This is a genomic window from Allobosea sp. P1_B10, from assembly GCF_056406735.1.
In genome coordinates this window covers 569138-588483 of record NZ_JBFTZP010000003.1, presented here as the reverse complement: position 1 = coordinate 588483, position 19346 = coordinate 569138, and the positions used below count along the sequence as shown (strand labels likewise).

General features: G+C 67.1%; 20 protein-coding genes. 8 read left to right on the top strand and 12 right to left on the bottom strand.

All coding sequences use genetic code 11. The annotated features are described in order from the left end of the window. Window positions 1–76: 76 nt before the first annotated feature. Window positions 77–1264 carry a DNA recombination protein RmuC gene (locus AC1D2L_RS10200; RefSeq protein WP_476845741.1) on the top strand — a complete coding sequence of 396 codons (1188 nt, stop codon included), beginning with the start codon at window positions 77–79 and terminating at the stop codon, window positions 1262–1264. On the opposite strand, the gene AC1D2L_RS10195 is transcribed toward AC1D2L_RS10200, so the two are convergent. The 4 genes from AC1D2L_RS10195 to AC1D2L_RS10180 form a co-directional block, all read right to left on the bottom strand. Further along, window positions 1265–1774 (bottom strand): OsmC family protein, encoded by a 510-nt coding sequence (locus AC1D2L_RS10195; protein ID WP_476845740.1) that lies wholly within the window; start codon window positions 1772–1774, stop codon window positions 1265–1267. Window positions 1775–1862: 88 nt separating this feature from the next. After that, window positions 1863–2645, bottom strand: a complete 783-nt coding sequence (locus tag AC1D2L_RS10190) for an ABC transporter ATP-binding protein (RefSeq protein ID WP_476845739.1) — start codon at window positions 2643–2645, stop codon at window positions 1863–1865. A gap of 13 nt (window positions 2646–2658) precedes the next feature. Further along, window positions 2659–3501: an ABC transporter permease gene (locus AC1D2L_RS10185; protein WP_476845852.1), complete on the bottom strand. Its 843-nt coding sequence runs from the start codon at window positions 3499–3501 to the stop codon at window positions 2659–2661. 76 nt (window positions 3502–3577) lie between these two features. Further along, the gene (locus AC1D2L_RS10180) at window positions 3578–4552 is read right to left on the bottom strand and encodes an aliphatic sulfonate ABC transporter substrate-binding protein (RefSeq protein WP_476845738.1); all 975 of its coding nucleotides are present in this window, start codon (window positions 4550–4552) and stop codon (window positions 3578–3580) included. A gap of 323 nt (window positions 4553–4875) precedes the next feature. On the opposite strand from AC1D2L_RS10180, the gene AC1D2L_RS10175 reads away from it, so the two are divergent. From AC1D2L_RS10175 to AC1D2L_RS10165, 3 genes are all read left to right on the top strand, one after another. Then, window positions 4876–7686, top strand: coding sequence for a [protein-PII] uridylyltransferase (locus AC1D2L_RS10175; protein WP_476845737.1), 2811 nt, complete (start codon window positions 4876–4878; stop codon window positions 7684–7686). A gap of 92 nt (window positions 7687–7778) precedes the next feature. Continuing rightward, window positions 7779–8387 carry a nucleotide exchange factor GrpE gene (grpE, locus tag AC1D2L_RS10170; protein ID WP_476845736.1) on the top strand — a complete coding sequence of 203 codons (609 nt, stop codon included), beginning with the start codon at window positions 7779–7781 and terminating at the stop codon, window positions 8385–8387. 3 nt (window positions 8388–8390) lie between these two features. Then, a complete protein-coding gene (locus AC1D2L_RS10165) occupies window positions 8391–9005 on the top strand; it encodes a trimeric intracellular cation channel family protein (RefSeq protein WP_476845735.1) in 615 nt (204 codons plus the stop codon). Between the two features lie 15 nt (window positions 9006–9020). On the opposite strand, the gene AC1D2L_RS10160 is transcribed toward AC1D2L_RS10165, so the two are convergent. From AC1D2L_RS10160 to AC1D2L_RS10150, 3 genes are all read right to left on the bottom strand, one after another. Beyond that, the gene (locus AC1D2L_RS10160; protein WP_476845734.1) at window positions 9021–9641 is read right to left on the bottom strand and encodes an alpha-ketoglutarate-dependent dioxygenase AlkB family protein; all 621 of its coding nucleotides are present in this window, start codon (window positions 9639–9641) and stop codon (window positions 9021–9023) included. Between the two features lie 9 nt (window positions 9642–9650). After that, window positions 9651–10457: a 4-hydroxy-tetrahydrodipicolinate reductase gene (dapB, locus tag AC1D2L_RS10155; protein WP_476845851.1), complete on the bottom strand. Its 807-nt coding sequence runs from the start codon at window positions 10455–10457 to the stop codon at window positions 9651–9653. Window positions 10458–10662: 205 nt separating this feature from the next. Continuing rightward, entirely contained in the window at window positions 10663–11634 is a 972-nt protein-coding gene (locus tag AC1D2L_RS10150) for a Tim44 domain-containing protein (RefSeq protein ID WP_476845733.1), read from the bottom strand. A 429-nt stretch (window positions 11635–12063) separates the two neighbouring features. Here AC1D2L_RS10150 and AC1D2L_RS10145 point away from each other — a divergent pair, with 429 nt between their 5' ends. Then, complete coding sequence (locus AC1D2L_RS10145) at window positions 12064–12354, top strand: hypothetical protein (RefSeq protein ID WP_476845732.1); 291 nt, start codon at window positions 12064–12066, stop codon at window positions 12352–12354. Window positions 12355–12697: 343 nt separating this feature from the next. Here the strand turns inward: AC1D2L_RS10145 and AC1D2L_RS10140 are convergent, their stop codons facing one another. Both AC1D2L_RS10140 and AC1D2L_RS10135 read right to left on the bottom strand, forming a co-directional pair. After that, window positions 12698–13942 (bottom strand): amidase, encoded by a 1245-nt coding sequence (locus AC1D2L_RS10140; protein WP_476845731.1) that lies wholly within the window; start codon window positions 13940–13942, stop codon window positions 12698–12700. A 1-nt stretch (window position 13943) separates the two neighbouring features. Next, window positions 13944–14171: a DUF2798 domain-containing protein gene (locus AC1D2L_RS10135; RefSeq protein WP_476845730.1), complete on the bottom strand. Its 228-nt coding sequence runs from the start codon at window positions 14169–14171 to the stop codon at window positions 13944–13946. Window positions 14172–14498: 327 nt separating this feature from the next. Here AC1D2L_RS10135 and AC1D2L_RS10130 point away from each other — a divergent pair, with 327 nt between their 5' ends. Then, window positions 14499–15512, top strand: a complete 1014-nt coding sequence (locus AC1D2L_RS10130; protein ID WP_476845729.1) for an extensin-like domain-containing protein — start codon at window positions 14499–14501, stop codon at window positions 15510–15512. 113 nt (window positions 15513–15625) lie between these two features. Here AC1D2L_RS10130 and mepA read toward each other — a convergent pair whose 3' ends face one another. After that, window positions 15626–16576 (bottom strand): penicillin-insensitive murein endopeptidase, encoded by a 951-nt coding sequence (gene mepA / locus AC1D2L_RS10125; RefSeq protein WP_476845728.1) that lies wholly within the window; start codon window positions 16574–16576, stop codon window positions 15626–15628. A 153-nt stretch (window positions 16577–16729) separates the two neighbouring features. Here mepA and AC1D2L_RS10120 point away from each other — a divergent pair, with 153 nt between their 5' ends. Together AC1D2L_RS10120 and AC1D2L_RS10115 are read left to right on the top strand one after the other, a co-directional pair. Further along, complete coding sequence (locus AC1D2L_RS10120; RefSeq protein WP_476845727.1) at window positions 16730–17713, top strand: Bug family tripartite tricarboxylate transporter substrate binding protein; 984 nt, start codon at window positions 16730–16732, stop codon at window positions 17711–17713. Between the two features lie 92 nt (window positions 17714–17805). Beyond that, window positions 17806–17979, top strand: coding sequence for a DUF3309 family protein (locus AC1D2L_RS10115; RefSeq protein ID WP_476845726.1), 174 nt, complete (start codon window positions 17806–17808; stop codon window positions 17977–17979). Between the two features lie 12 nt (window positions 17980–17991). On the opposite strand, the gene lhpI is transcribed toward AC1D2L_RS10115, so the two are convergent. After that, a complete protein-coding gene (lhpI, locus tag AC1D2L_RS10110; RefSeq protein ID WP_476845725.1) occupies window positions 17992–18945 on the bottom strand; it encodes a bifunctional Delta(1)-pyrroline-2-carboxylate/Delta(1)-piperideine-2-carboxylate reductase in 954 nt (317 codons plus the stop codon). Further along, window positions 18945–19283 carry a LapA family protein gene (locus AC1D2L_RS10105; RefSeq protein ID WP_476845724.1) on the bottom strand — a complete coding sequence of 113 codons (339 nt, stop codon included), beginning with the start codon at window positions 19281–19283 and terminating at the stop codon, window positions 18945–18947. The genes lhpI and AC1D2L_RS10105 overlap by 1 nt, the downstream gene beginning before the upstream one ends. Window positions 19284–19346: the final 63 nt, after the last annotated feature.

Sequence of the window (19346 nt, the reverse complement as noted above, 5' to 3'; positions counted from 1 at the left end):
AAGCACTTGTGCGCAGGCGGTCAAACTGTTCCTCTTTCGTTCGTATCGGCACGCTTTTCCTGCTAGGCTCCCGGCCATGAACCAGATCGCCTTCTCGCTGTTCGAACGGCCCGTCAGCTGGGCTGAAGCCTCGCTGGGGTTTGCGGGGCTCAGCCTTTTCATGCTCGTCCTGGTCGTGATCTCGACCTGGCGGGGCGCCTCGCGCCGTTCGCTCGAGGCCGCGCTCGCGACCGAGCGGGCCCGCGAGATGGACGACAAGGTCGCCGAGATGAACCGCGCCCAGGCCGAGCTCGCCGGGCGCATGCAGTCCATGGCCGAGATCCTGTCGACGCGCCAGGGCGACCTCGCCCGGCTGGTCGCGGACCGCATGGACGGGCTCAGCCACAAGGTCGGCCAGGGGCTGGAGCAGAATGTGCGCCAGACCACCGAAAGCCTCGGCAAGCTGCAGGAGCGGCTGGCGGTGATCGATTCCGCGCAGAAGAACCTCACCGACCTGACCTCCGAGGTCGTGACGCTGAAGGACGTGCTCTCCAACAAGCAGGCGCGCGGCGCCTATGGCCAGGGCCGGATGGAGGCAATCATCCGCGACGGCCTGCCGGGCGCGTTCTATGCCTTCCAGCCGCAGCTCTCCAACGGCAAGCGGCCGGACTGCATGGTGACCCTGCCGGGAGACGGGCGCGGGCTGGTGATCGACGCGAAATTTCCGCTGGAGAGCTTCTCCCAGCTGCGCGCCGCGCGCGGCGACGAGGCTCGCAGGATCGCCGGGGCGCGCGTGCGCAACGATGTCGGCGTGCATGTGAAGGACATCGCCGAGCGCTATTTTCTGCCCGGCGAGACGCAGGACATGGCGCTGCTCTTCGTGCCCTCGGAATCGATCTATGCCGATCTGCATGAGTATTTCGACGACGTGATCCAGAAGGCCAGCCGCGCCCGGATCATGATCGTCTCGCCCTCGCTGCTGGCGCTGGCGATCCAGCTGATGCAGTCGCTGGTGCGTGACGCCCGCATGCGCGAGGAGGCGCAGGTAATCCAGTCCGAGGTCGGCAAGCTGCTCGCCGACGTCCGCCGCCTCGGCGACCGCGCGGAAAAGCTCGAGCAGCATTTCCGCCAGGCACAGGAGGATGTCGCCGGCATCCGCACCTCGGCCGGGAAGGTCACGGGCCGCGCGGAAAAGATCGGCGCGCTGGAATTCGACGAGGCCAAGCCCGCCGAGCCGGTGCTGCCCTTTGCGGCGGGCCTGTCGATGAAGGCGGCGGCAGAGTGATCAGGTGGTCGTGAGCACCGCCGACAGCTCCGGCTTCACGTTCAGGGTCTGGAACACCACGCAGTAGCGCTCTGTGAGCTTGAGCAGCGTATCGAGCTTTTCCTGGGGCGCGTCGGTCTCGACGTCGAAGGAGAGCCGGATCGCCTTGAAGCCGACCGGCGCATCCTTGGCGACGCCAAGCGTGCCGCGGAAGTCGAGATCGCCCTCGGCGTGGACGATGCCGTTCTTCAACTCGATCTCGAGCGCGGTGGCGACAGCCTTCAGCGTCACCCCAGCGCAGGCGACCAGCGCCTCAAGCAGCATGTCGCCGGAGCAGAGTTCCATGCCGGAACCGCCGGTGGCTGGATGCAGGCCGGCGAGCGCGATGGCGCGGCCGGTCTCGACCTTGCAGGCGATGTGCTGGTCGTCGAGCTCGCCGCGCGCCTTGAGCGTGACCACGCCGGCTTCCGGCGCCTGGCGATACTTGTCCTTGAGCGGCGCCTGCATGGCGCGAAGGGCTGTGACGTCCATGATCCCTGACCTTATGTCGCGAGCGAAACGGGTGTGTTGCAGATAGCCCCGCAGGCGCGCTGCGACCAGCCCCGCGAGGCGGAGAGTCCTACCACCACATTCCCGCCGTCTCGGCCGTCTTGCGCTGGTGGGGCTGTTCGTCGCGCAGCGAGCGGTCGAGCGCGCGCAGGGCCTCTCGCTTGGCGGCTTCGAAGGCCGGCGACAGCCGGTCGCGCGGGCGCGCCAGCGGATTGTCGAGCTCGTCGAAGATGCGGCCGGGTTTCGGCTGCATCACGATGATGCGATCGGCGAGCGTCACCGCCTCCTCGACGTCATGCGTCACCATCACGACGGTCGGGCGGCTTTCCTCCCAGAGCGCCAGCAGGTGCCCGTGCAGGCTCGCCCGCGTCGTGGCGTCGAGCGCCGAGAAGGGCTCGTCCATCAGCAGCAGCTTCGGCCGCGTGATCAGCGCGCGGGCGATGGCGACGCGCTGCTGCTGGCCGCCGGAGAGTTCGCGCGGCCAGCGCTTCTCATAGCCCGCCAAACCGACGCGAACGAGCGCGTTGGTCGCCAGCCCCTCACGCTCGAAGGCGGAGAGATGGGCGAGCCCGAAGGCGACATTGTCCGCCACCGAAAGCCAGGGAAACAGACGGGGCTCCTGGAAGATCACGCCGACATCGGCGCGCGGCTCGGCGATCGCCTCGCCATCGAGCAGTATCCGCCCGGCGGTCGCGTGGTCCAGGCCGGCGATCAGGCGCAGCAAGGTGGTTTTCCCGCAGCCGGACCCGCCGACCAGCGCCAGGATCTCACCGGCCGCGACATCGATGGTGACGCACGACAGCGCATGCGTTCCGTCGGCATAGGTCTTTGACAGTGTCTCGAAGCTCAGCATCGGCGGCAGCCTTCTAGAGCGTGCCGCGACCCAGATCCTGCCAGGCTAGGAAGGGCCGCGTGGTGGCGAGCAGCAGCCCGTCCGCCAGCTTGCCGAGCACGGCAAAGCTGATGATGGCCGCGATGATGGTGTCGGCGCGGCCCAGCTGCTGGCCGTCGACCAAGAGATAGCCGAGGCCTTCGCTCGCCCCCATGATCTCGGCGGCGACCACGAACATGAAGCCGAGGCCGAGCCCCGAGCGCAGCGCCGTGAACCAGGCCGGCAGGATGGCCGGCAGCAGGACGCGCCTGACCATGGCGAGCCGCCCGAGACGAAAGACGCGACCGACCTCGATGATCTTGCGGTCGATGCCCTGGATCGCCGCGACGACGCCGAGATAGACCGGGAAGAACACGCCGACCGCGATCAGAGCGACCTTCGACGCCTCGAAGATGCCGAACCACAGGATGAAGAGCGGAACCCAGGCGATCGAGGGGATCGAGCGCAGGGCCTGGAGCGTCGGGTCGAGCAGCGCACGTGCCACAGGCAGAGCTCCGGTGATCGCGCCCAGGCTCGTGGCTATGGACGCACCCAGCCCGAACCCGGCGAAAACCCGCCAGAGCGTCGCCGTGGCATGGGTCAGGAGCTCGCCCGAGGCCGCAAGACCCCAGAGCGTGCGCCCGACCACGCTGGGCGGCGGCATCAGCCGGCCGTTGGCTATCCCCGCACCGACCAGGAATTCCCAGAGCAGGGCAAGCACGAAGGGAACGACCAGACCGAGCGCGCCGAAGCGACGCTGGCGAGACGCCACGGCGGGACGCTCAGCTGTCTCGCTGGCGTGAGCGGGCCTCGCCTGCTCGATCGCAGTCATCGTCAGCTAGCTCCCGCTTACGACGTCGACGGTCGGGGCAAGCCGGACCGTGACGCGAGAGGCTGGATCCCGGCTACCATGCTCAGTTGCTGGCTGCGGGGAAACGGCGGTCGAAGAGCGCATCGACGACTGCCTTCACGTCGGTCGTGGCCGGCAGCACGCCTGCGTCCTTCAAGGCGAGACCGGCCGCGACGATCGTGTCGGCCTGGGTCTGGCCGATGCTGGAATGGGTCAGCTCGGTACGGGTGAGCTGGCGCTCGATCACGGCGTCGGAAAGCTTCGTGTACTCGACCAGCGTCTTCTTCAGTTCGGCTGGGTTGGCGAGAGCGTATTTGCGCGCCTCCTCATAGGCCGCGATGACCTTGCGGACGAGGTCCGGGTGCTGGCCGGCAAAGGCCTCGCGCACGTTCAGCACGCCCCAGGTGTTGTCCTCTGCCTTCCGGTGGAAGAGCTTCGCCCCGCTCTCGACCTCGGCTGCCGCCATCAGTGGGTCCAGCCCAGCCCAGGCCTCGACATCGCCGCGCTCGAGCGCCAACCGGCCATCGGCGTGCTGGAGCAGGACGAGCTTGACGTCCCTCTCGGTCAGCTTGGCCTCGGCCAGGGCCCGGACCAGGAAGATGTGGGGATCGGTGCCGCGCGTGACCGCGACGCGCTTGCCCTTGAGGTCGGATACCTTCGTGATCTCGCTCTTGGCGCCTGTGACCAGCGCCGTCCATTCCGGCCGCGAATAGACATAGATCGACTTGATCGGGTTGCCATTGACCCTGGCGATCAGGGCGGCGGCGCCTGCCGTCGAGCCGAAATCGATCGAGCCGGCATTGAGGAATTCCAGCGCCTTGTTGGAGCCGGCAGACAGCACCCAGCGGACCGAAATCCCGTCCGCGGCAAGCGCCTTTTCGAGGATGCCACGATCCTTCAGCACGAGGCTGACGGGATTGTAGGTGGCGTAGTCGATGCGGATTTCCTTGACCGCCTGCGCGAAGGCCTGCCCGGCCCCGAAGGCAAGCGAAGCGGCGGCGAGGCCGGCGATGGCGAGGCGGCGCGTGATGGTGCTCATGATCGTATCCCTTTTGCGAGGACGCGCAGGGATACGAACAGGCTGACGCCCGACCGTTGCCCCGACGCTTTAGCTGCACTTGTTTCGCGCCCGCAAGCTGCTGGCTCAAATCGGCGCGTATCCGTCTTGTAGGTCCGAATGTTCGGTATGTCAAACATTACGTCAGAGAGCGTTTTATATTATATTTCACATTCTTGTTTCGTTGAATAAGCCTTTTCGCGAATCCACCGCTCGTGATACCAGCAGAGGGCGCCAGTTCCTGACCTCGCTCTCCCGAGTCCATAAGCCGCGCCCAGACTAGAAGCCTTGCAGAGGTAGACGCCTTGTCGCTCGTCACCGATCAACCCCGTCTCGCGCTCAGTGAAGTCCTTGCAAGCCCGGCTGCGGCGGTTTCGACGCTCGTGCGCAGGCTTGGCAGATCGTCGCATGTCGAAATCCGGCAGGAACTGGTCGCGGCGCTGCGCGATGTCCTCGACGAAGGGCACGCCTCGGCCAAGGCTCTGCTGGCCGGGCCGCGCAACGGCCTCGCCTGTGCCAAGCGCATTTCGGCGACGATGGACGGCATCATCTCCTGCCTGCACGTGGCGGCCACCGAGCACTTCTACCCTGCGGTGAACCCGTCGGCCTCCGAGCACATCGCCGTGGTGGCGGTCGGCGGCTATGGCCGCGGCACGCTGGCTCCGGGGTCGGATGTCGACCTGCTCTTCCTGTTCCCGCACAAGCAGACGGCCTGGGGCGAGAGCGTGATCGAGGCCATGCTCTACCCGCTCTGGGACCTGAAGCTGAAGGTCGGCCATTCCGTGCGCTCGGTCGAAGACTGCGTGCGCGAGGCGCGTGGCGACATGACGATCCGCACCGCCCTGCTCGAGGCGCGCTTCCTGACCGGCGACCGCGGGTTGTTCGAGGAAATGGTGCGCCGCTTCGGGGCCGAGGTCGTCGACGGCACTGCCCCGGCCTTCACCGAGGCCAAGCTCGCAGAGCGCGAGACGCGCGTGCGCAGGGCCGGAACCTCGCGTTATCTGGTCGAGCCCAACGTCAAGGACGGCAAGGGCGGCCTGCGCGACCTCAACACCCTGTTCTGGATCGCGAAATATGCCTATCGCGTGGAGGACGTGCGCGATCTCGTCGGCGCCGGCCTGTTCGATCGCAAGGAATTGCAGCTGTTCGAGCGCTCGGAGGAATTCCTCTGGCGCGTGCGCTGCTGGATCCATTTCATCACCGGGCGCGCCGAGGAGCGGTTGTCCTTCGACCTGCAGCGCCAGGTCGCCGCCGCGATCGGCTATGCCGGGCGCAGCGGACAGGCGCCTGTCGAGCGCTTCATGAAGGCGTATTTCCTCGTCGCCAAGGATGTCGGCGATCTCACCGCTATCGTCTGCGCGGCGCTGGAGGCACGCCAGCAGAAGCCGCGGGCGACACTGTCGCGGCTGCTCGGCTCCTTCGCCAAGCGCAAGCGCGTGCGCGCGCTCGGCCATCCCGACTTCACGCTGAAGAGCCAGCGGCTCAACGTGATCGACGACGACGCTTTCCGGCGCGACCCGGTCAATCTCCTGCGGCTTTACGCCATTGCCAGCCGCGACGACGTCGCCATCCACCCCGACGCCAGCCGGCTGGTGACGCAGTCGCTGCGACTGGTCACGCCGCAGATGCGCAACGACCCAGAGGCCAACCGGATCTTCCTCGAGATCCTGACGGCACGGCGCTCGCCCGAGGCAGTGCTGCGGCGGATGAACGAATCCGGGCTGCTGGGCAAGTTCATTCCCGATTTCGGCCGCGTCGTCGCGATGATGCAGTTCAACATGTATCACCACTACACGGTCGACGAGCACCTGATCCGCTCGATCGGCGTGCTGGCGGAGATCGACGCGGGCGGCCTCGAGACCGAGCACCCGCTCTCCAATGAGATCATGCCGACGATCAACAACCGGCGCGCGCTCTATGTCGCGCTGCTGCTGCACGACATCGCCAAGGGGCGGATCGAGGATCACTCGATTGCCGGCGCCCGGATCGCGCGAAAACTCTGCCCCCGGCTCGGACTGAACGAAGCCCAGACCGAAACCGTGGCCTGGCTGATCGAGCATCATCTCGACATGTCGATGATCGCCCAGAGCCGCGATCTCGGCGACCCCAAGACGATCGAGACCTTTGCCGCGACAGTGCAGACGCTTGAAAGGCTGAAGCTGCTGCTGATCCTCAGTGTCGCCGACATCAAGGCCGTCGGCCCCGGCGTCTGGAACGGCTGGAAAGGCCAGCTCCTGCGCACACTCTACTACGAGACCGAGATCGTGCTGGCCGGCGGCCATTCGGCGATCGAGCGCAAGGCGCGGGTCGAGAAGAAGCAGGACGCGCTCAAGGAATGCCTGTCCGACTGGGAGGCCGCCGAGCGAGACGCCTATCTGGCGCGCCATTACGCGCCCTACTGGATCAAGACCGATCTCGCGCGGCAGGAAAAGCACGCGCGCTTCCTGCGCGAGGCAGAGGCAGCCGGCCGCACCACCGCGACGCTGGTCGAGACCGACCAGTTCCGCGACGTGACCGAACTGACGATCCTGGCGCCCGACCATCCGCGCCTGCTCGCGATCATCACCGGCGCCTGCGCGGCGGCCGGCGGCAACATAGTCGACGCCCAGATCTTCACCACGACCGACGGGCTCGTGCTCGATACGATCTCGGTCTCGCGCGCCTTCGAGCGCGACGACGATGAACTGCGACGCGCCGAGCGTATCGCCGCCGCGATCGAGCGCGCGCTCAAGGGCGAGATCAAGATCGCCGACCTCGTGGCCCAGCGCCGGGCTCCGCCTCCGCGCGGCCAGACCTTCCAGGTCGCACCGGAGGTCATCATCGACAATGTGCTGTCGGCCCGCCATTCGGTACTGGAGGTCTCGGGGCTCGACCGGCCTGGCCTGCTCTACGATCTCACCACCGCGATCGGTAAGCTGAACCTCAACATCGCCTCCGCCCATATCGCGACCTTTGGCGAGAAGGCCGTCGACGTGTTCTATGTCACCGATCTCACTGCGGCCAAGATCGTCTCGACCTCGCGCCAGCTGGCGATCCGCAAGGCGCTGCTGGATGTCTTTGCCTTCGAGCATGAAAAGCCTGGCGCAGCGCGAACCAAAGCGGCGGCTCGTGCTTGATTTCACCGGCCATAAGCCCGATATCGGCCACGAATGCGGTTGCGTGCTCTCGATTGCGCCAGCCGCCCATCTGATCGGAATTGGATGACGCGATGACGCAGAACCCTGCGATGGACGAACCCACCCCTGAGACCGAAGACGCTGGCGCCCCGGCTTCACCGGAGGCTTTCCTGGCCGGCGAACTGACCCGGGTCGAAGCCGAGCGCGACGACCTCAAGGACAAGCTGCTGCGCACGCTCGCGGATATGGAGAATCTCCGCCGCCGCACCGAGCGCGAGATCAGCGACGCCAAGTCCTATGCGGTCACGAGCTTTGCCCGCGACATGCTCGGCTCGGCCGACAACCTGCGCCGCGGCCTCGAGAACGTGCCTGAATCCGCGAAATCGGGCGATGTCGCGCTGAATGCACTGATCGAAGGCGTCGAACTCACCGAGCGCGAATTGCTCAAGACGCTCGAGCGCCATGGCGTGCGCAAGATCGAGCCGCAGGGCGAGAAGTTCGACCCCAACATGCATCAGGCGATGTTCGAGGCGCCCGATGCCGAGACGCCCAAGGGCATGGTCTCCAAGGTCGTGCAGTCCGGCTACAAGATCGGCGAGCGCGTGCTGCGGCCGGCGCTGGTCGGCGTTTCCGCAGGCGCACCGAAGGTCCAAGAGCCCTCCGCCTCCGAGAGCGACACCAGCACGCCGTCCGGCGACTGAGCCGTGCTCGAAGCCGCCGGCGTTGCTGTCTTTGCCCTGACGGGCGCGCTGGTGGCGGCCCGCAAGGGCATGGACCCGTTCGGCTTCATCCTGCTGGCAACCGTCACCGGCGTCGGTGGCGGCACGCTGCGCGACCTGGTGCTCGACCGCATCGTGTTCTGGGTCCGTGACCCCTCCGATTTGCTGGTCTGCACAGCGGTCGCTCTCAGCTCCTGGGCGCTGGCCTATGCCCGCCCGGGCATGCTCGAAGGCTGGGCCGGCAAGCGCCTGCTGATCTGGGCCGACGCGGCCGGCATGGCGCTTTTCGCCGTGGTGGGCACGTTCAAGGCGCTTGATGTCGGCGTGCCGATGCTGTCGGCGATTGCGCTGGGCGCGATGACCGCGACATTCGGCGGCATCCTGCGCGACATCCTTGCCGGCGAGCGGCCGATGGTGCTCTGGAGCCGCGATTTCTACGTGACGGCGGCGACTGGTGGCGCAGCCGCGACGGCCGTGCTGGCAAGCCTGTCCATCCCATCGCTCTGGGTCATGCTAGGCGGTGTCCTGGTCGGCTTCGGGCTGCGCGCCGGATCGATCCTGCTGGGCTGGTCGTTCCCCACACTGCCTGGCAAGAGCTGAACGACAGTATCTATCTCAGATCGGCCTGGTGACGCGCCTCAAGGTCAGGTTGATCCGGCCGCCCTGCGGCAGCAGGGCGGACGAGCCAGCGAGAATCCGGTCGATGCCGTGATAGGCCAGCCGCGCCTCTCCGCCGAACAGCAGCGCATCGCCAGAGGCGAGCTTGAGCGAGGCGGTCTTGCCGCCGCGCGTAGTTCCGCCGATGCGGAAGACGGCGGTGTCACCGAGCGACAGGGACAGCACGGGCGCGTCGAAATCCTGCTCGTCGCGATCCTGATGCAGGCCCATCCTGGCGCTCGCCTCGTAGAAATTGACGAGGCAGGCCTCTGGCGGATGCGGATAGCCAGAGAGGGCTTTCCAGGTGTCGAGCAGAACATCCGGGATCGCCGGCCAGGGCTGCGAGGTCTCGGGATGCAGCGGCTGGTAGCGATAGCCGTCGATGTCCGAGACCCAGCCGAGCGAGCCCAGATTGGTCATGCGGACGGAGAACCGCTTGCCGGTCTTGGGCATGCGCGGATGGAAGAACGGCGCCTGTCGTGCGGCCTCACGCAGTTCCTCCACGAGCGCCGCCTGCTGCGTCGGCGCGAGGTATCCGGGCCAATGCACGACGCCCGGCGCGACGACGAGGCGCGTCATCGCAGCGGCTCAGAGACTGTCGAGGCCGAGCACATCGGACATCGCATAGAGCCCGGGCTTGCGACCCCTGCCCCACAGCGCCGCCTTGACCGCTCCTTGCGCGAACAGACCCCGATCCTCGGCGATATGCGAGAGCTCAAGCCGCTCGCCGGCCCCGGCGAAGACGACCTTGTGATCGCCGACGACCGTGCCGCCACGCAGCGTGGCGAAACCGATCGTACCCGGCGCGCGGGCGCCGGTATGGCCGTCGCGGACCGCGACACGGCTCTCGGCGAGCTCGACTGCCCGGCCCTGCGCTGCGGCCTCGCCCAGCATCACGGCTGTGCCAGAGGGTGCATCGACCTTCATGCGGTGATGCATCTCGAGGATCTCGATGTCCCAATCAGTGCCCAGCGTGGCCGCGACCTTGCGTACGAGCGCGGCGAGCAGGTTGACGCCGAGGCTCATATTGCCGGAGCGAATGATGGCTGCATGGCGCCCGGCCGCCTCAAGCCTCGCGATGTGCTGCGGCTCGAGACCGGTCGTGCCGACGACGTGGACGATACGGGCCTGCGCAGCCAGCGTGGCAAAGGCGACGGTTGCGTCAGGCGTGGTGAAGTCGAGCACGCCTTCCGCCTCGACGAAGGCTGGCAGCGCCTCGTCACTCACCGCCACGCCTATGGCCGGCAAGCCGGCGAGGACGCCTGCATCCTGGCCGATGAAGGAGGAGCCCGGGCGCTCGATCGCAGCAGACAGCATGCAACCCGGCGTCTCCGAGATGGCTTTGATCAGCATCCGCCCCATGCGCCCGGCGGCGCCGACGACAACGAGACGCATGTCGGTCATGGAATGTGATCCTCTGGCAGATGGGGAAGAAGCCACGTGTCATCCCATGCGAAATGCAGCGTAGACCCGGGATGACGGCGCGGGAATGCGATTGGCGGCATATAGGACGGATCGCGTAGCCGCGACACCCAAAAGCTGGCCACAACGCAAAACGGCCGGGTCGCCCCGGCCGTCTCTGTATCTCTGGTCGGCCTGATCAGGCTGCGGTCTGGATGCCCGAGAGCTTCCAGTCACCGCCACGCTCGCGCACGAAGGTCCAGTGCTCCGTGACCTCCTGGGTGGCGTTGGGGTTGCCATCCACCACCTTGCCGGAGGCGCGCTCGTAGAGAGCGTTGACCAGGCTGAAGCGCATCGCAACGGTGGCGTAGTCGGCCGTGCCTTCGCGCCAGGCTTCCGAGAGATCGCCCTGCAGGAGCTTCACGTCCGAGACGCGGTCGACGAAGCCCTTCTTCGCGTTCTCCGAAAGATCGGCATCGAAATAGCCGAACATCTCCGGCGTGACGAGCCGGCGAAGGCCACCCTCATCCTCGTTCGAGTAGGCGGCGTTGATCTCGCCGAGCAGGCGCTCGAAATGGCCGAAGTCCTGCTCGCCAAGCTCGATCGGAACTGCCTTCACGGCAGCGCCGCCCATGCCGCCACCCATTGCTGCCATGCGGGGCTGCTCAGGCTGCGACTGATAGGCCTCGCGCGACATCGGACCACCGGCGGTGGCGAGCTGCGGCTCGTTGCGGCGGCGGAAGTAGCGCATGGCCAGCCAGATGGCGCCGCCGATCAGGGCGATCTGCAGCAGGAAGCCCATCATGCCGGCAAGCGAGGCCAGGCCGCTGAAGAAGCCGGAGCCCGACAGCATGCCGAACAGGCCCGCGCCGAGAAGGCCGGCGCCGATGCCCATCATCATGTTGCGCGCCATTGACGGGCGCGCTGCCTGCGCGGCCCCGGCCATGCCGGCCGAGGGAGCGGCCGGCGAAGGGGTCGCGCTGCGCTGGAAAGGCTGGGCGCCATTGGGCGCGGTCGCAGTCGGGGCCGGCGCCGACTGGGTGCGCATGCCACGGCTGCCAAAACTCTTGCCGCCGCCCGGACGCGCCTCAGCGACGATGGGCGCGAGCAGCAGGGCGCCGGCAAAGACGGCGATGACACGGCCACGACGGGACAGCGAAATCAGTGACATGAGTCCTCCAAGAAAGCCCCCCTCGGGCTCTGTTGCCGCGAATATGGGCATGGGCGCTTTCCCTTGCAAGTCCATAAGTGACGCGGGCGCCGCATGAATTGTTGGCGCCAGTTCAAGGACATCGTGCAAAGGTTTTTCCGGCGCCAACAAGCGTGGTTGAAAAACGCAGAATATTGCAGCGCACACCATTTCCAAACGGACAGGCGGCGGCCGACTATTGATCGCTATAGCATCAGTCTTTTGCAATGGTACTCGCCAGAGGCGGGACAGCTCTTGACGTTCCAATGCGGCCGGCGATGCCTCGGCACGACCCGCTACGGCGCGGGCAGAGCGCGCGGCCGTCTCTCGGAAAGCTTTGGCCGGTTGCGATCCCGTGCTAAACTGAAGGCTGCCCGGCCGGCTCGGCACCGGCCGCGGAGGGACCGAGCCATGCGCGGGATCTCAGCGAGGACAATCTGGCGTTTCGGCCTGGCGGCGCTGACCGCCGCAATCCTGCTCGCCACGTTCGAAGCCGCTGCCCAGACCGCGCAGCCGCTCGACCCGCCACGGCTGGCGCAGGCCCCGGAACCGCTCTGCTTCTGCTGGAACGACGGCCGCAAGATCGCGGAAGGCGCGACGTCCTGCATCCGCACCACGCAGGGGCGTCGCCTGGCCGCCTGCGGGCGTGTGATCAACATGATGTCATGGCAGGTCACCGAGAGCCCCTGCCCCGAAACCTGAGGTACCCCTTCGCCCTCACCTGCGGATAGAACGAAAAAACGCCGCCGGATTTCTGTCCGGCGGCGTTTCTCGATGGCTCTTGTGGTCCTATCGACGCGAGACTGACGTCTGTCAGAACGCTCCCAGCACGATCGCAATCATGAATGCGAAGGCTGCACCCATGACCAACCGGTCGAGACGTAGCGTGAGGCTCATCACATCCTCCTGTGTCATTGACCTGTCACCTACGCTAGCAGAACCGCGCGTGGCCGCAAGGGGGCACGAAGGCGGCAAGACTGCGGCGCATCGAACAGTATGGCTAACAGGGGGTTAAATCGTTGAAATGATTTGGGGACAAAACAAGTCAACGCTTTGCGTCGAAAAGCTTTTCCAAGGCCTTCGCCACCGCAATGACGTTTTGATCTGCCCCGAAGGCGCCGATCACCTGAATCCCGACCGGAAGATTTCGCGCGCCGCGCAATACCGGGATCGTCAGGCAGGGCGTGCCCAGCAAAGTCCATAGCCGGTTGAATTTGGAATCGCCGGTCGAGGCCATGGTCTCGGGCGCCTCGCCGGGCGCCGAGATGCTCACCATGACATCGACTTCCGCGAAGAAGTCATGCGCCGCGCGCCGGCCGCGATGGGTGGTGCGGCGCGCCTCGTCATACTGCTCGGCTGTCGTCTCGCTGGCCTCGTCGAGATAGGCCCGCAGCTTGGGCGGCAAGGCGTCGCGGTGCCGGGCATACTCCCAGGCCAGGGCCTGCGTGGCCTCATAGGCCTGCAGCGGGCCATGCGCGTGGAAGGTCGCAGCCAGCGCGTCAGGCGTCTCGATGTCGACCATGATCGCACCGGCAGCCCCTGCACGCTCGCGCAGGTGCCGCAACGCAGCGAGCGACGCCGGTTCCGCCGCGCCGGCAAACTCCTGCGCGGTGACGCCGATACGCAGGCCCCGCAGGTCAGCAGCGGCTGTGTCCAGTTCGGGGCGGCGCGCGATCGCGGCCATTGCCAGCCCGAGATCGTCGGCGCTCGACGCCATCAATCCGAGCGTGTCGAGCGTCCATGAAAACGTCTTGACCCCCACGGTCGACAGCAACCCGAACGACGGCTTGATGCCTGCAACCCCGCAATAGGAAGCCGGTCGGATCACCGAGCCACCCGTCTGCGTCCCGATGGCCAGCGGGATCACGCAGGCCGCGACGGCTGCCGCCGAGCCGGCGGAGGAGCCGCCGGGGCTGGCGGCAGGATCGTGCGGGTTGTGGGTCGGCGCGGGGTCGAGGAAGGCGAAGGCGGTGGTGTGGGTCTTGCCCGCGACGCTCGCGCCGGCGGCCTTCAGCGCCATCACGATCGCGGCGTCTGCACGGGGCAGCCAGTCCCGGTAGATCGACGAGCCCTGCCGGGTCGGCAGGTCGGCGGTGTCGATGATGTCCTTGACGCCGCAGGCTATGCCGGCAAGCGGTCCCACGCCGGGCTGCATGTCATCCGGGCGACTGGCGAAAGCCTTCAGTTCCGGTTCGCGCGCCGCAACCAGGCCGGCGCTGCGGGCGAGTTCCGCCTGTGGCGTGGTCTGCCCCGTTGCAATGCGCGAGACGATGTCGCGGATGCTCAGCATGCTATTCTCCGACCAGCTTGAGGATCAGCGCCGTACCGCGACGCGCCAACGGGATCGCAACGAAGGCCGCTCCCGCCGCGCAGGGCCAGGCGATGGCGAAGGCCTGCAACCAGCGCGTCATGAAATCGGCAGGCAATCCGAGGTTGAGCCAGGTCACCAGCGCCGTCATCAGGAACGCCATGACGCCCGACATCAACACGGGAAATATGATGCGGGCCTTGCCTGTCATGCCTTGAAAATCTCCGTATCGCTCCGTTGTGTCGCATGGCCTGTGGTGCCTGCACCAGCGCCGCGCCTGCCTCATGGTTAGGCCTCCGGGGCATGACAAGGGCCGCTAACCTCCCGTTAACCGACGCGCCAAAGTTAATCCTGCTGTGGCGCGGCGGGCTCACCGGGTTGAGAAACCGTTCACCAAACGGGTCGCATTTGATCGGTCATGCGACGCTCTCATCTCGCCCTCATCGCTCTTGGCATCATCGGTTCCGGTCTCGCCGGGTGCGGAAAATTCCAGAAACCGCAGCGCGCCGCCTGGCGCGATCAGGCGGAGGCCGCCTGCATGGCATCCCGCCAGGTCCAGATCTCGTCCTATGTCAGCCTGCGCGGCAAGGCGATCGACGGGCCCGGCACCTGCGGCATGGAGCAGCCGCTGAAGGTCGCGGCCTTTTCCAATGGCGGAATCGGCCTGACCAGCGCCGCGACGCTGTCCTGCCCCGTCGTTGCGACCACCGACAAATGGCTGGCCGAGGTCGTGCAGCCGGCGGCCCAGAACGTGCTGGGGGCTCAGGTCATCGAGCTGCGCGCGGGCTCCTATTCCTGCCGCGCCATGAACAACGGCACGGCCACGAGCCGCACCTCCGAGCATGCCTTCGGCAATGCCGTCGACGTGTTCTCCTTCCGCCTGAACGATGGGCGCAACATCACCGTGAAGGATGGCTGGCGCGGCTCGCCCGAGGAGCAGAACTTCTTGCGTGAAGTCTTTGTCGGGGCCTGCCAGCACTTCTCGACCGTGCTCGGGCCGGGCGCTGACCCGATGCATTACGATCATTTCCACATCGATCTCGCGCGCCACTCGAAGGGCCGCCACATCTGCAAGCCGATCATCAAATACGAGCCCAACTACAATCTGCAGCCGCCCGATCCTGCACGCCCCTATCTCTCGGCGCAGCCGGCGCCCCGGCAGCCCGCACCGATGGTCGCCAGCGGACCGCTGCTGCGACAACCCAGCGACGGCCTGCGTCCGCCGGGCGCCGTGCAGGGCAGCTATCCGATCGTGAACAACCGCACGCAGGGCCAGAGCCTCGATGCGCAGCGGCGCTATATCGACGAACCCGGAACCGAACCGCTGAACCCGCCGCGCAGGCAGTCCGGCTTCTCGGCGCGTCCCTTGCCCAGCGAGCAGCGCGGCCCGCTGACGCTGCCGGGCTCGGTGCCCCCCACAGAGGAGATGATCGTGGGCGACGACGACGGCACCGGGGTGGTCGACCAGGAGGGCTACGACCAGGCCCAGCCGGCAATCACGCCGCAGCACGACCCGTTTGCCTATGGCCCGGGCAAGACGCAGCGCCGCTGAGATCGAGCCGGATTGGCTGACTGCACCGGCCGTGGAGTGGTCCAGGGCCTCACGGCCTACGTCTCCTGGATTGCTTTCGCTGCGCTCGCGATGACGTTGAACGCAGGCCGCTCTCAGCGCGAGACCAGCACCTGACGGCACTCGGCGGGCAGCGCATCCAGCGACATCGGCGGCTTCGGCTTGGGGGCTGGACCGGTGCGCGGTGGCTTGGGCGGCGCGAAGATCGCGGCCCGCTGGCGCTCGATCCAGCCCGTCAGCTCCTCGCCGCAGCCATCGCCGAAGTTCGGCGGCTCCTGGCCGACGCAGCCCGCCATTCCGGCGGGGCAGCTCATGCGGATGTGAAAGTGATAGTTGTGGCCCCAGATCGGGCGAACCTTGTTGAGCCAGGCCCTGTCGGCACCGGCCTCGCGGCAGAGCGCGACCTTCAGCGCCGGATTGACGAAGATGCGCTCTACGCGCGGATCGCCCGCCGCCGTCTTGATCAGCTTGGTCTGCGCCGATGACCAGTGCCTGGGATCGACGTCGCGCCAGTCCGCACGGGCCATGTTGACGGCGGACATGTTCTCGCGCTGGTTGGCGTCGAGCTTGCCCCTCGGCATCGGGGTCAGCCAGAGATCGGCGTCGAGTCCGATCTGGTGCGAGGCATGTCCGGTCAGCATCGGGCCGCCGCGCGCCTGCGAGATGTCGCCGATCAGCAGGCCTGGCCAGCCATTGATCGCAGGTACGTCCCTGGCGAACCCCTCGAGGTAGTCGATCAGGACCGGGTGGCCCCAGTTGCGCTGGCGGTTCTGCCGCATCACCTGCCAGCTCGGCCCATCGACCGGCATCGCCGTCGCGCCGGCCAGGCAGCCTTTCGCGTAGGAGCCGATCGCGCGCGCGCGCATGTTGGCAGGCGTCGTCTTCTGCCCGAACAGGGCGCGCGCGGCATCCGGGAACGCAGCGATGTTGGCGGCCCGGCGCTTTGCCTCCTGGTCAGCGGTGTCCTGGGCCTGTGCCAGCGACGAGATGAAGACAGCCACTGCCAGCAGCAACAGGGGCGTGATTCGACGAAGGAGTGCGCGCATGAGCGCAGACTCGCCGCGTCAAGGGGCAAAGGTCAAGCGCGTCCTGTTCAACTGATTACCCTCTGGACAAGCTTCGACCGGGCCGTCAGCCTCGATTTTCAGGCGGCAAGCGGGCGCAACGTTCCGCGCAAACTGCAACGGGGAGAGATGACCATGACCGATTTCCCAATCGACCGGCGCGCGCTGCTCGGCGGCCTTGGCGCGATCCTCGCGCTGCCCGATGCCAGCTTCGCGCAAGGCAACTGGCCGGAGGGACGGACGCTGAAGCTCGTCGTACCGTTCACGCCGGGCGGTGCGACAGACATCCTCGGCCGGCTCGTGGCCGACAAGGCCGGACATGGCTGGGGAACCAATATCGTGGTCGAGAACCGCCCCGGCGCCGGCGGCAATATCGGCGTCGAGGCCGTGGCGCGGGCCGAGCCCAATGGCGACACGCTGCTGATCGTGTCGGTGGGGCTGGTCGCCAATCCCTTCCTCTACAGCAAGGTCAATTACGATCCGCTCAAGGACTTTGCGCCGATCACCATGGTCGCGATGGTCCCGAACCTACTGGTCGTCCGCAAGGACCTGCCGGTCAAGGATACGGCCGAACTCATCGCCTATGCCAAGGCCAATCCCGGCAAGCTGACCTATGCATCCTCGGGAGTCGGCACCTCGATCCACCTCGCTGGCGAGCTCTTCCAGAAGCTCACCGGCACCAAGATGGTCCATGTGCCCTATCGCGGCTCAGCACAGGCGATCCAGGACCTGATCGGCGGGCGCGTCGACCTGATGTTCGACAACATCACCTCCGCCCTGCCGCAGGCGCGCGCCGGCACGATCCGCGGTTTCGGCGTGACCACGGCGCGGCGCTCACCGACCGCCTCGGAGTTCGCGCCGATCGCAGAGCTCGTGCCCGGCTTCGACGTCTCGTCGTGGTTCGCGCTGTTTGGACCCGCCAAGACGCCGCAGGCCGTGATCGACAAGGTTCAGGCGGCGACGAAGGCAGCGATCGCCGATACGGGCGTCCGGGCCAAGATGGACGTGCTCGCGGCGGAGCCTGTCGGCAACTCCCCGGCTGAACTCGCCGCCTTCGTGCTGAGCGAACAGAAGAAATGGGGCGAGTTGATCAGGGAGGTCGGGATCAGGGCCGAATAGCCGCGCGAGTGGAACCGGGCTGACGGGCCGGACGTTCTCTCCGCAATCCCAGTCGCCGCGCCAGGCTGCGACGCGGTTTTGGAGGAACTGCCATGTCCACGGTCCTGATCATCGTCTTGCTGATCATTCTTCTCGGCGGCGGCGGCTATTACGGACATCGCAGCTACGGCACGGCAGGGCTGGGCGGCGTGCTCGGCCTCGTGCTCGCCATCGTCGTCGTGCTGTGGCTGCTTGGCGCCATCGGCGGCGTTCCCGTCCGGGTCTGATCTCGCCTCCGGTCAGGCGGCTGTCGACTGCTCCCAGACGGATATCGCCGCCGCAAGGTCCTCGAGCGACACGCCGACCGACTTGAACAGCGTGATCCCGCCATCCTCGGCGGGGCCCACGATCCGGCCATGGCAGAGATCGGCCAGCGTGCCGGCGATGCGGTCCTCGCTGTAGGAGCCCTCGGCGATAGCGATCGCGACGTCGCCGCCCTCCCCGACCGCCTTGTGGGAATCGACGATGACACGGGCGCGGTGGAGAGCCTCGGCATCAGCCTCGCGCATGTGCATGGTGAAGGCGCCGATCAGGTCGAGATGGGCGTCGCGCTTCAGCCACTTGCCGTGGATCAGCGGCTCGGTCGCGTTGGTCGCACAGGAGATCAGGTCTGCCGTGCGGACCTCCCCCTCAAGATCGGTGACAGCGCGCGCGTCGATTCCGTCGCGCGCCAATTCCTCGACAACCGCGATGGCAGCTTCCGGCCTGCGCGCCCAGATCGCGATGTCGGTCAGCGGGCGAACCGCGCGGTGGGCCTTGATCAGGAAGGGCGCGAGCGCGCCAGCGCCGACCATCAGCATCCGGCTGGCATCCTCGCGCGTCATGTAGCGCGCTGCGAGCGCCGACGCGGCGGCCGTGCGCCACAGGGTCAGGCGATTGCCGTCCATGACAGCGAGCGGCGTGCCGGTCTCGCCATCCATCAGCAGGTAGGCGCCCATCACGCCGGGCAGGTTGCGCTTGCCGTTGCCGAAGAAGACCGAGACGATCTTGGTGCCGAGATAGGGCGTCGCGGCGTCGGGCGCGCTCCATGCCGGCATCACGAGCAGCACGGCGGGGTCGCCGTCGGGACGCTTGACGTCGTGCTGCGTGCGCGGCGGCGTCACCGCCTCGGAGCGAAAGGCTGTGTCGAGAGTGTCGATAAGGCCAGCGAAATTCAGCGCGGCGTCGACGTCCGCGGAGTTGAAGAGCTTCATCAATTGCGACCACTTGTCAGCGCCGGCAGCGCGGAATCGGGCACGGCCGAGCGCAGCATCTGCGTCTCTCCGCGCAGGGTTTCGACCTCGCGACGATTGCGGCGCGCCGCCTTGCGATGCTTGCCCTGAGCGAGCCAGGCGGCGAACCCGCCGAGCAGGATACCGACCGCCAGCGCAGCCAGGACGATGACGAAAAGCGGGAGGTCGTAGGCCAGGGTCGGCGCATCGCGGCTGATGGGGTCGAAGGAGACCCGCACGGGCGCACGATTGGCGACAGAGAACAGCACCGTCAGCAAAGCGACCGGCACGATGATCAGGGCCTTGAAGAAGGATTTCATGCGACTGTCCTTTCCGCGACTATCGCGAGCCCTCGTCCTGGGCGCCGTTCCGACAGGACGCGA

Bases quoted from the DNA above. Each gene is read 5' to 3' on its own strand.
- AC1D2L_RS10200 (WP_476845741.1), top strand. From the start codon at position 77: ATGAACCAGATCGCCTTCTCGCTGTTCGAACGGCCCGTCAGCTGGGCT.
- AC1D2L_RS10195 (WP_476845740.1), bottom strand. From the start codon at position 1,774: ATGGACGTCACAGCCCTTCGCGCCATGCAGGCGCCGCTCAAGGACAAG.
- AC1D2L_RS10190 (WP_476845739.1), bottom strand. From the start codon at position 2,645: ATGCTGAGCTTCGAGACACTGTCAAAGACCTATGCCGACGGAACGCAT.
- AC1D2L_RS10180 (WP_476845738.1), bottom strand. From the start codon at position 4,552: ATGAGCACCATCACGCGCCGCCTCGCCATCGCCGGCCTCGCCGCCGCT.
- grpE (WP_476845736.1), top strand. From the start codon at position 7,779: ATGACGCAGAACCCTGCGATGGACGAACCCACCCCTGAGACCGAAGAC.
- AC1D2L_RS10160 (WP_476845734.1), bottom strand. From the start codon at position 9,641: ATGACGCGCCTCGTCGTCGCGCCGGGCGTCGTGCATTGGCCCGGATAC.
- dapB (WP_476845851.1), bottom strand. From the start codon at position 10,457: ATGCGTCTCGTTGTCGTCGGCGCCGCCGGGCGCATGGGGCGGATGCTG.
- AC1D2L_RS10150 (WP_476845733.1), bottom strand. From the start codon at position 11,634: ATGTCACTGATTTCGCTGTCCCGTCGTGGCCGTGTCATCGCCGTCTTT.
- AC1D2L_RS10145 (WP_476845732.1), top strand. From the start codon at position 12,064: ATGCGCGGGATCTCAGCGAGGACAATCTGGCGTTTCGGCCTGGCGGCG.
- AC1D2L_RS10140 (WP_476845731.1), bottom strand. From the start codon at position 13,942: ATGCTGAGCATCCGCGACATCGTCTCGCGCATTGCAACGGGGCAGACC.
- AC1D2L_RS10135 (WP_476845730.1), bottom strand. From the start codon at position 14,171: ATGACAGGCAAGGCCCGCATCATATTTCCCGTGTTGATGTCGGGCGTC.
- AC1D2L_RS10130 (WP_476845729.1), top strand. From the start codon at position 14,499: ATGGCATCCCGCCAGGTCCAGATCTCGTCCTATGTCAGCCTGCGCGGC.
- mepA (WP_476845728.1), bottom strand. From the start codon at position 16,576: ATGCGCGCACTCCTTCGTCGAATCACGCCCCTGTTGCTGCTGGCAGTG.
- AC1D2L_RS10120 (WP_476845727.1), top strand. From the start codon at position 16,730: ATGACCGATTTCCCAATCGACCGGCGCGCGCTGCTCGGCGGCCTTGGC.
- AC1D2L_RS10115 (WP_476845726.1), top strand. From the start codon at position 17,806: ATGTCCACGGTCCTGATCATCGTCTTGCTGATCATTCTTCTCGGCGGC.
- lhpI (WP_476845725.1), bottom strand. From the start codon at position 18,945: ATGAAGCTCTTCAACTCCGCGGACGTCGACGCCGCGCTGAATTTCGCT.
- AC1D2L_RS10105 (WP_476845724.1), bottom strand. From the start codon at position 19,283: ATGAAATCCTTCTTCAAGGCCCTGATCATCGTGCCGGTCGCTTTGCTG.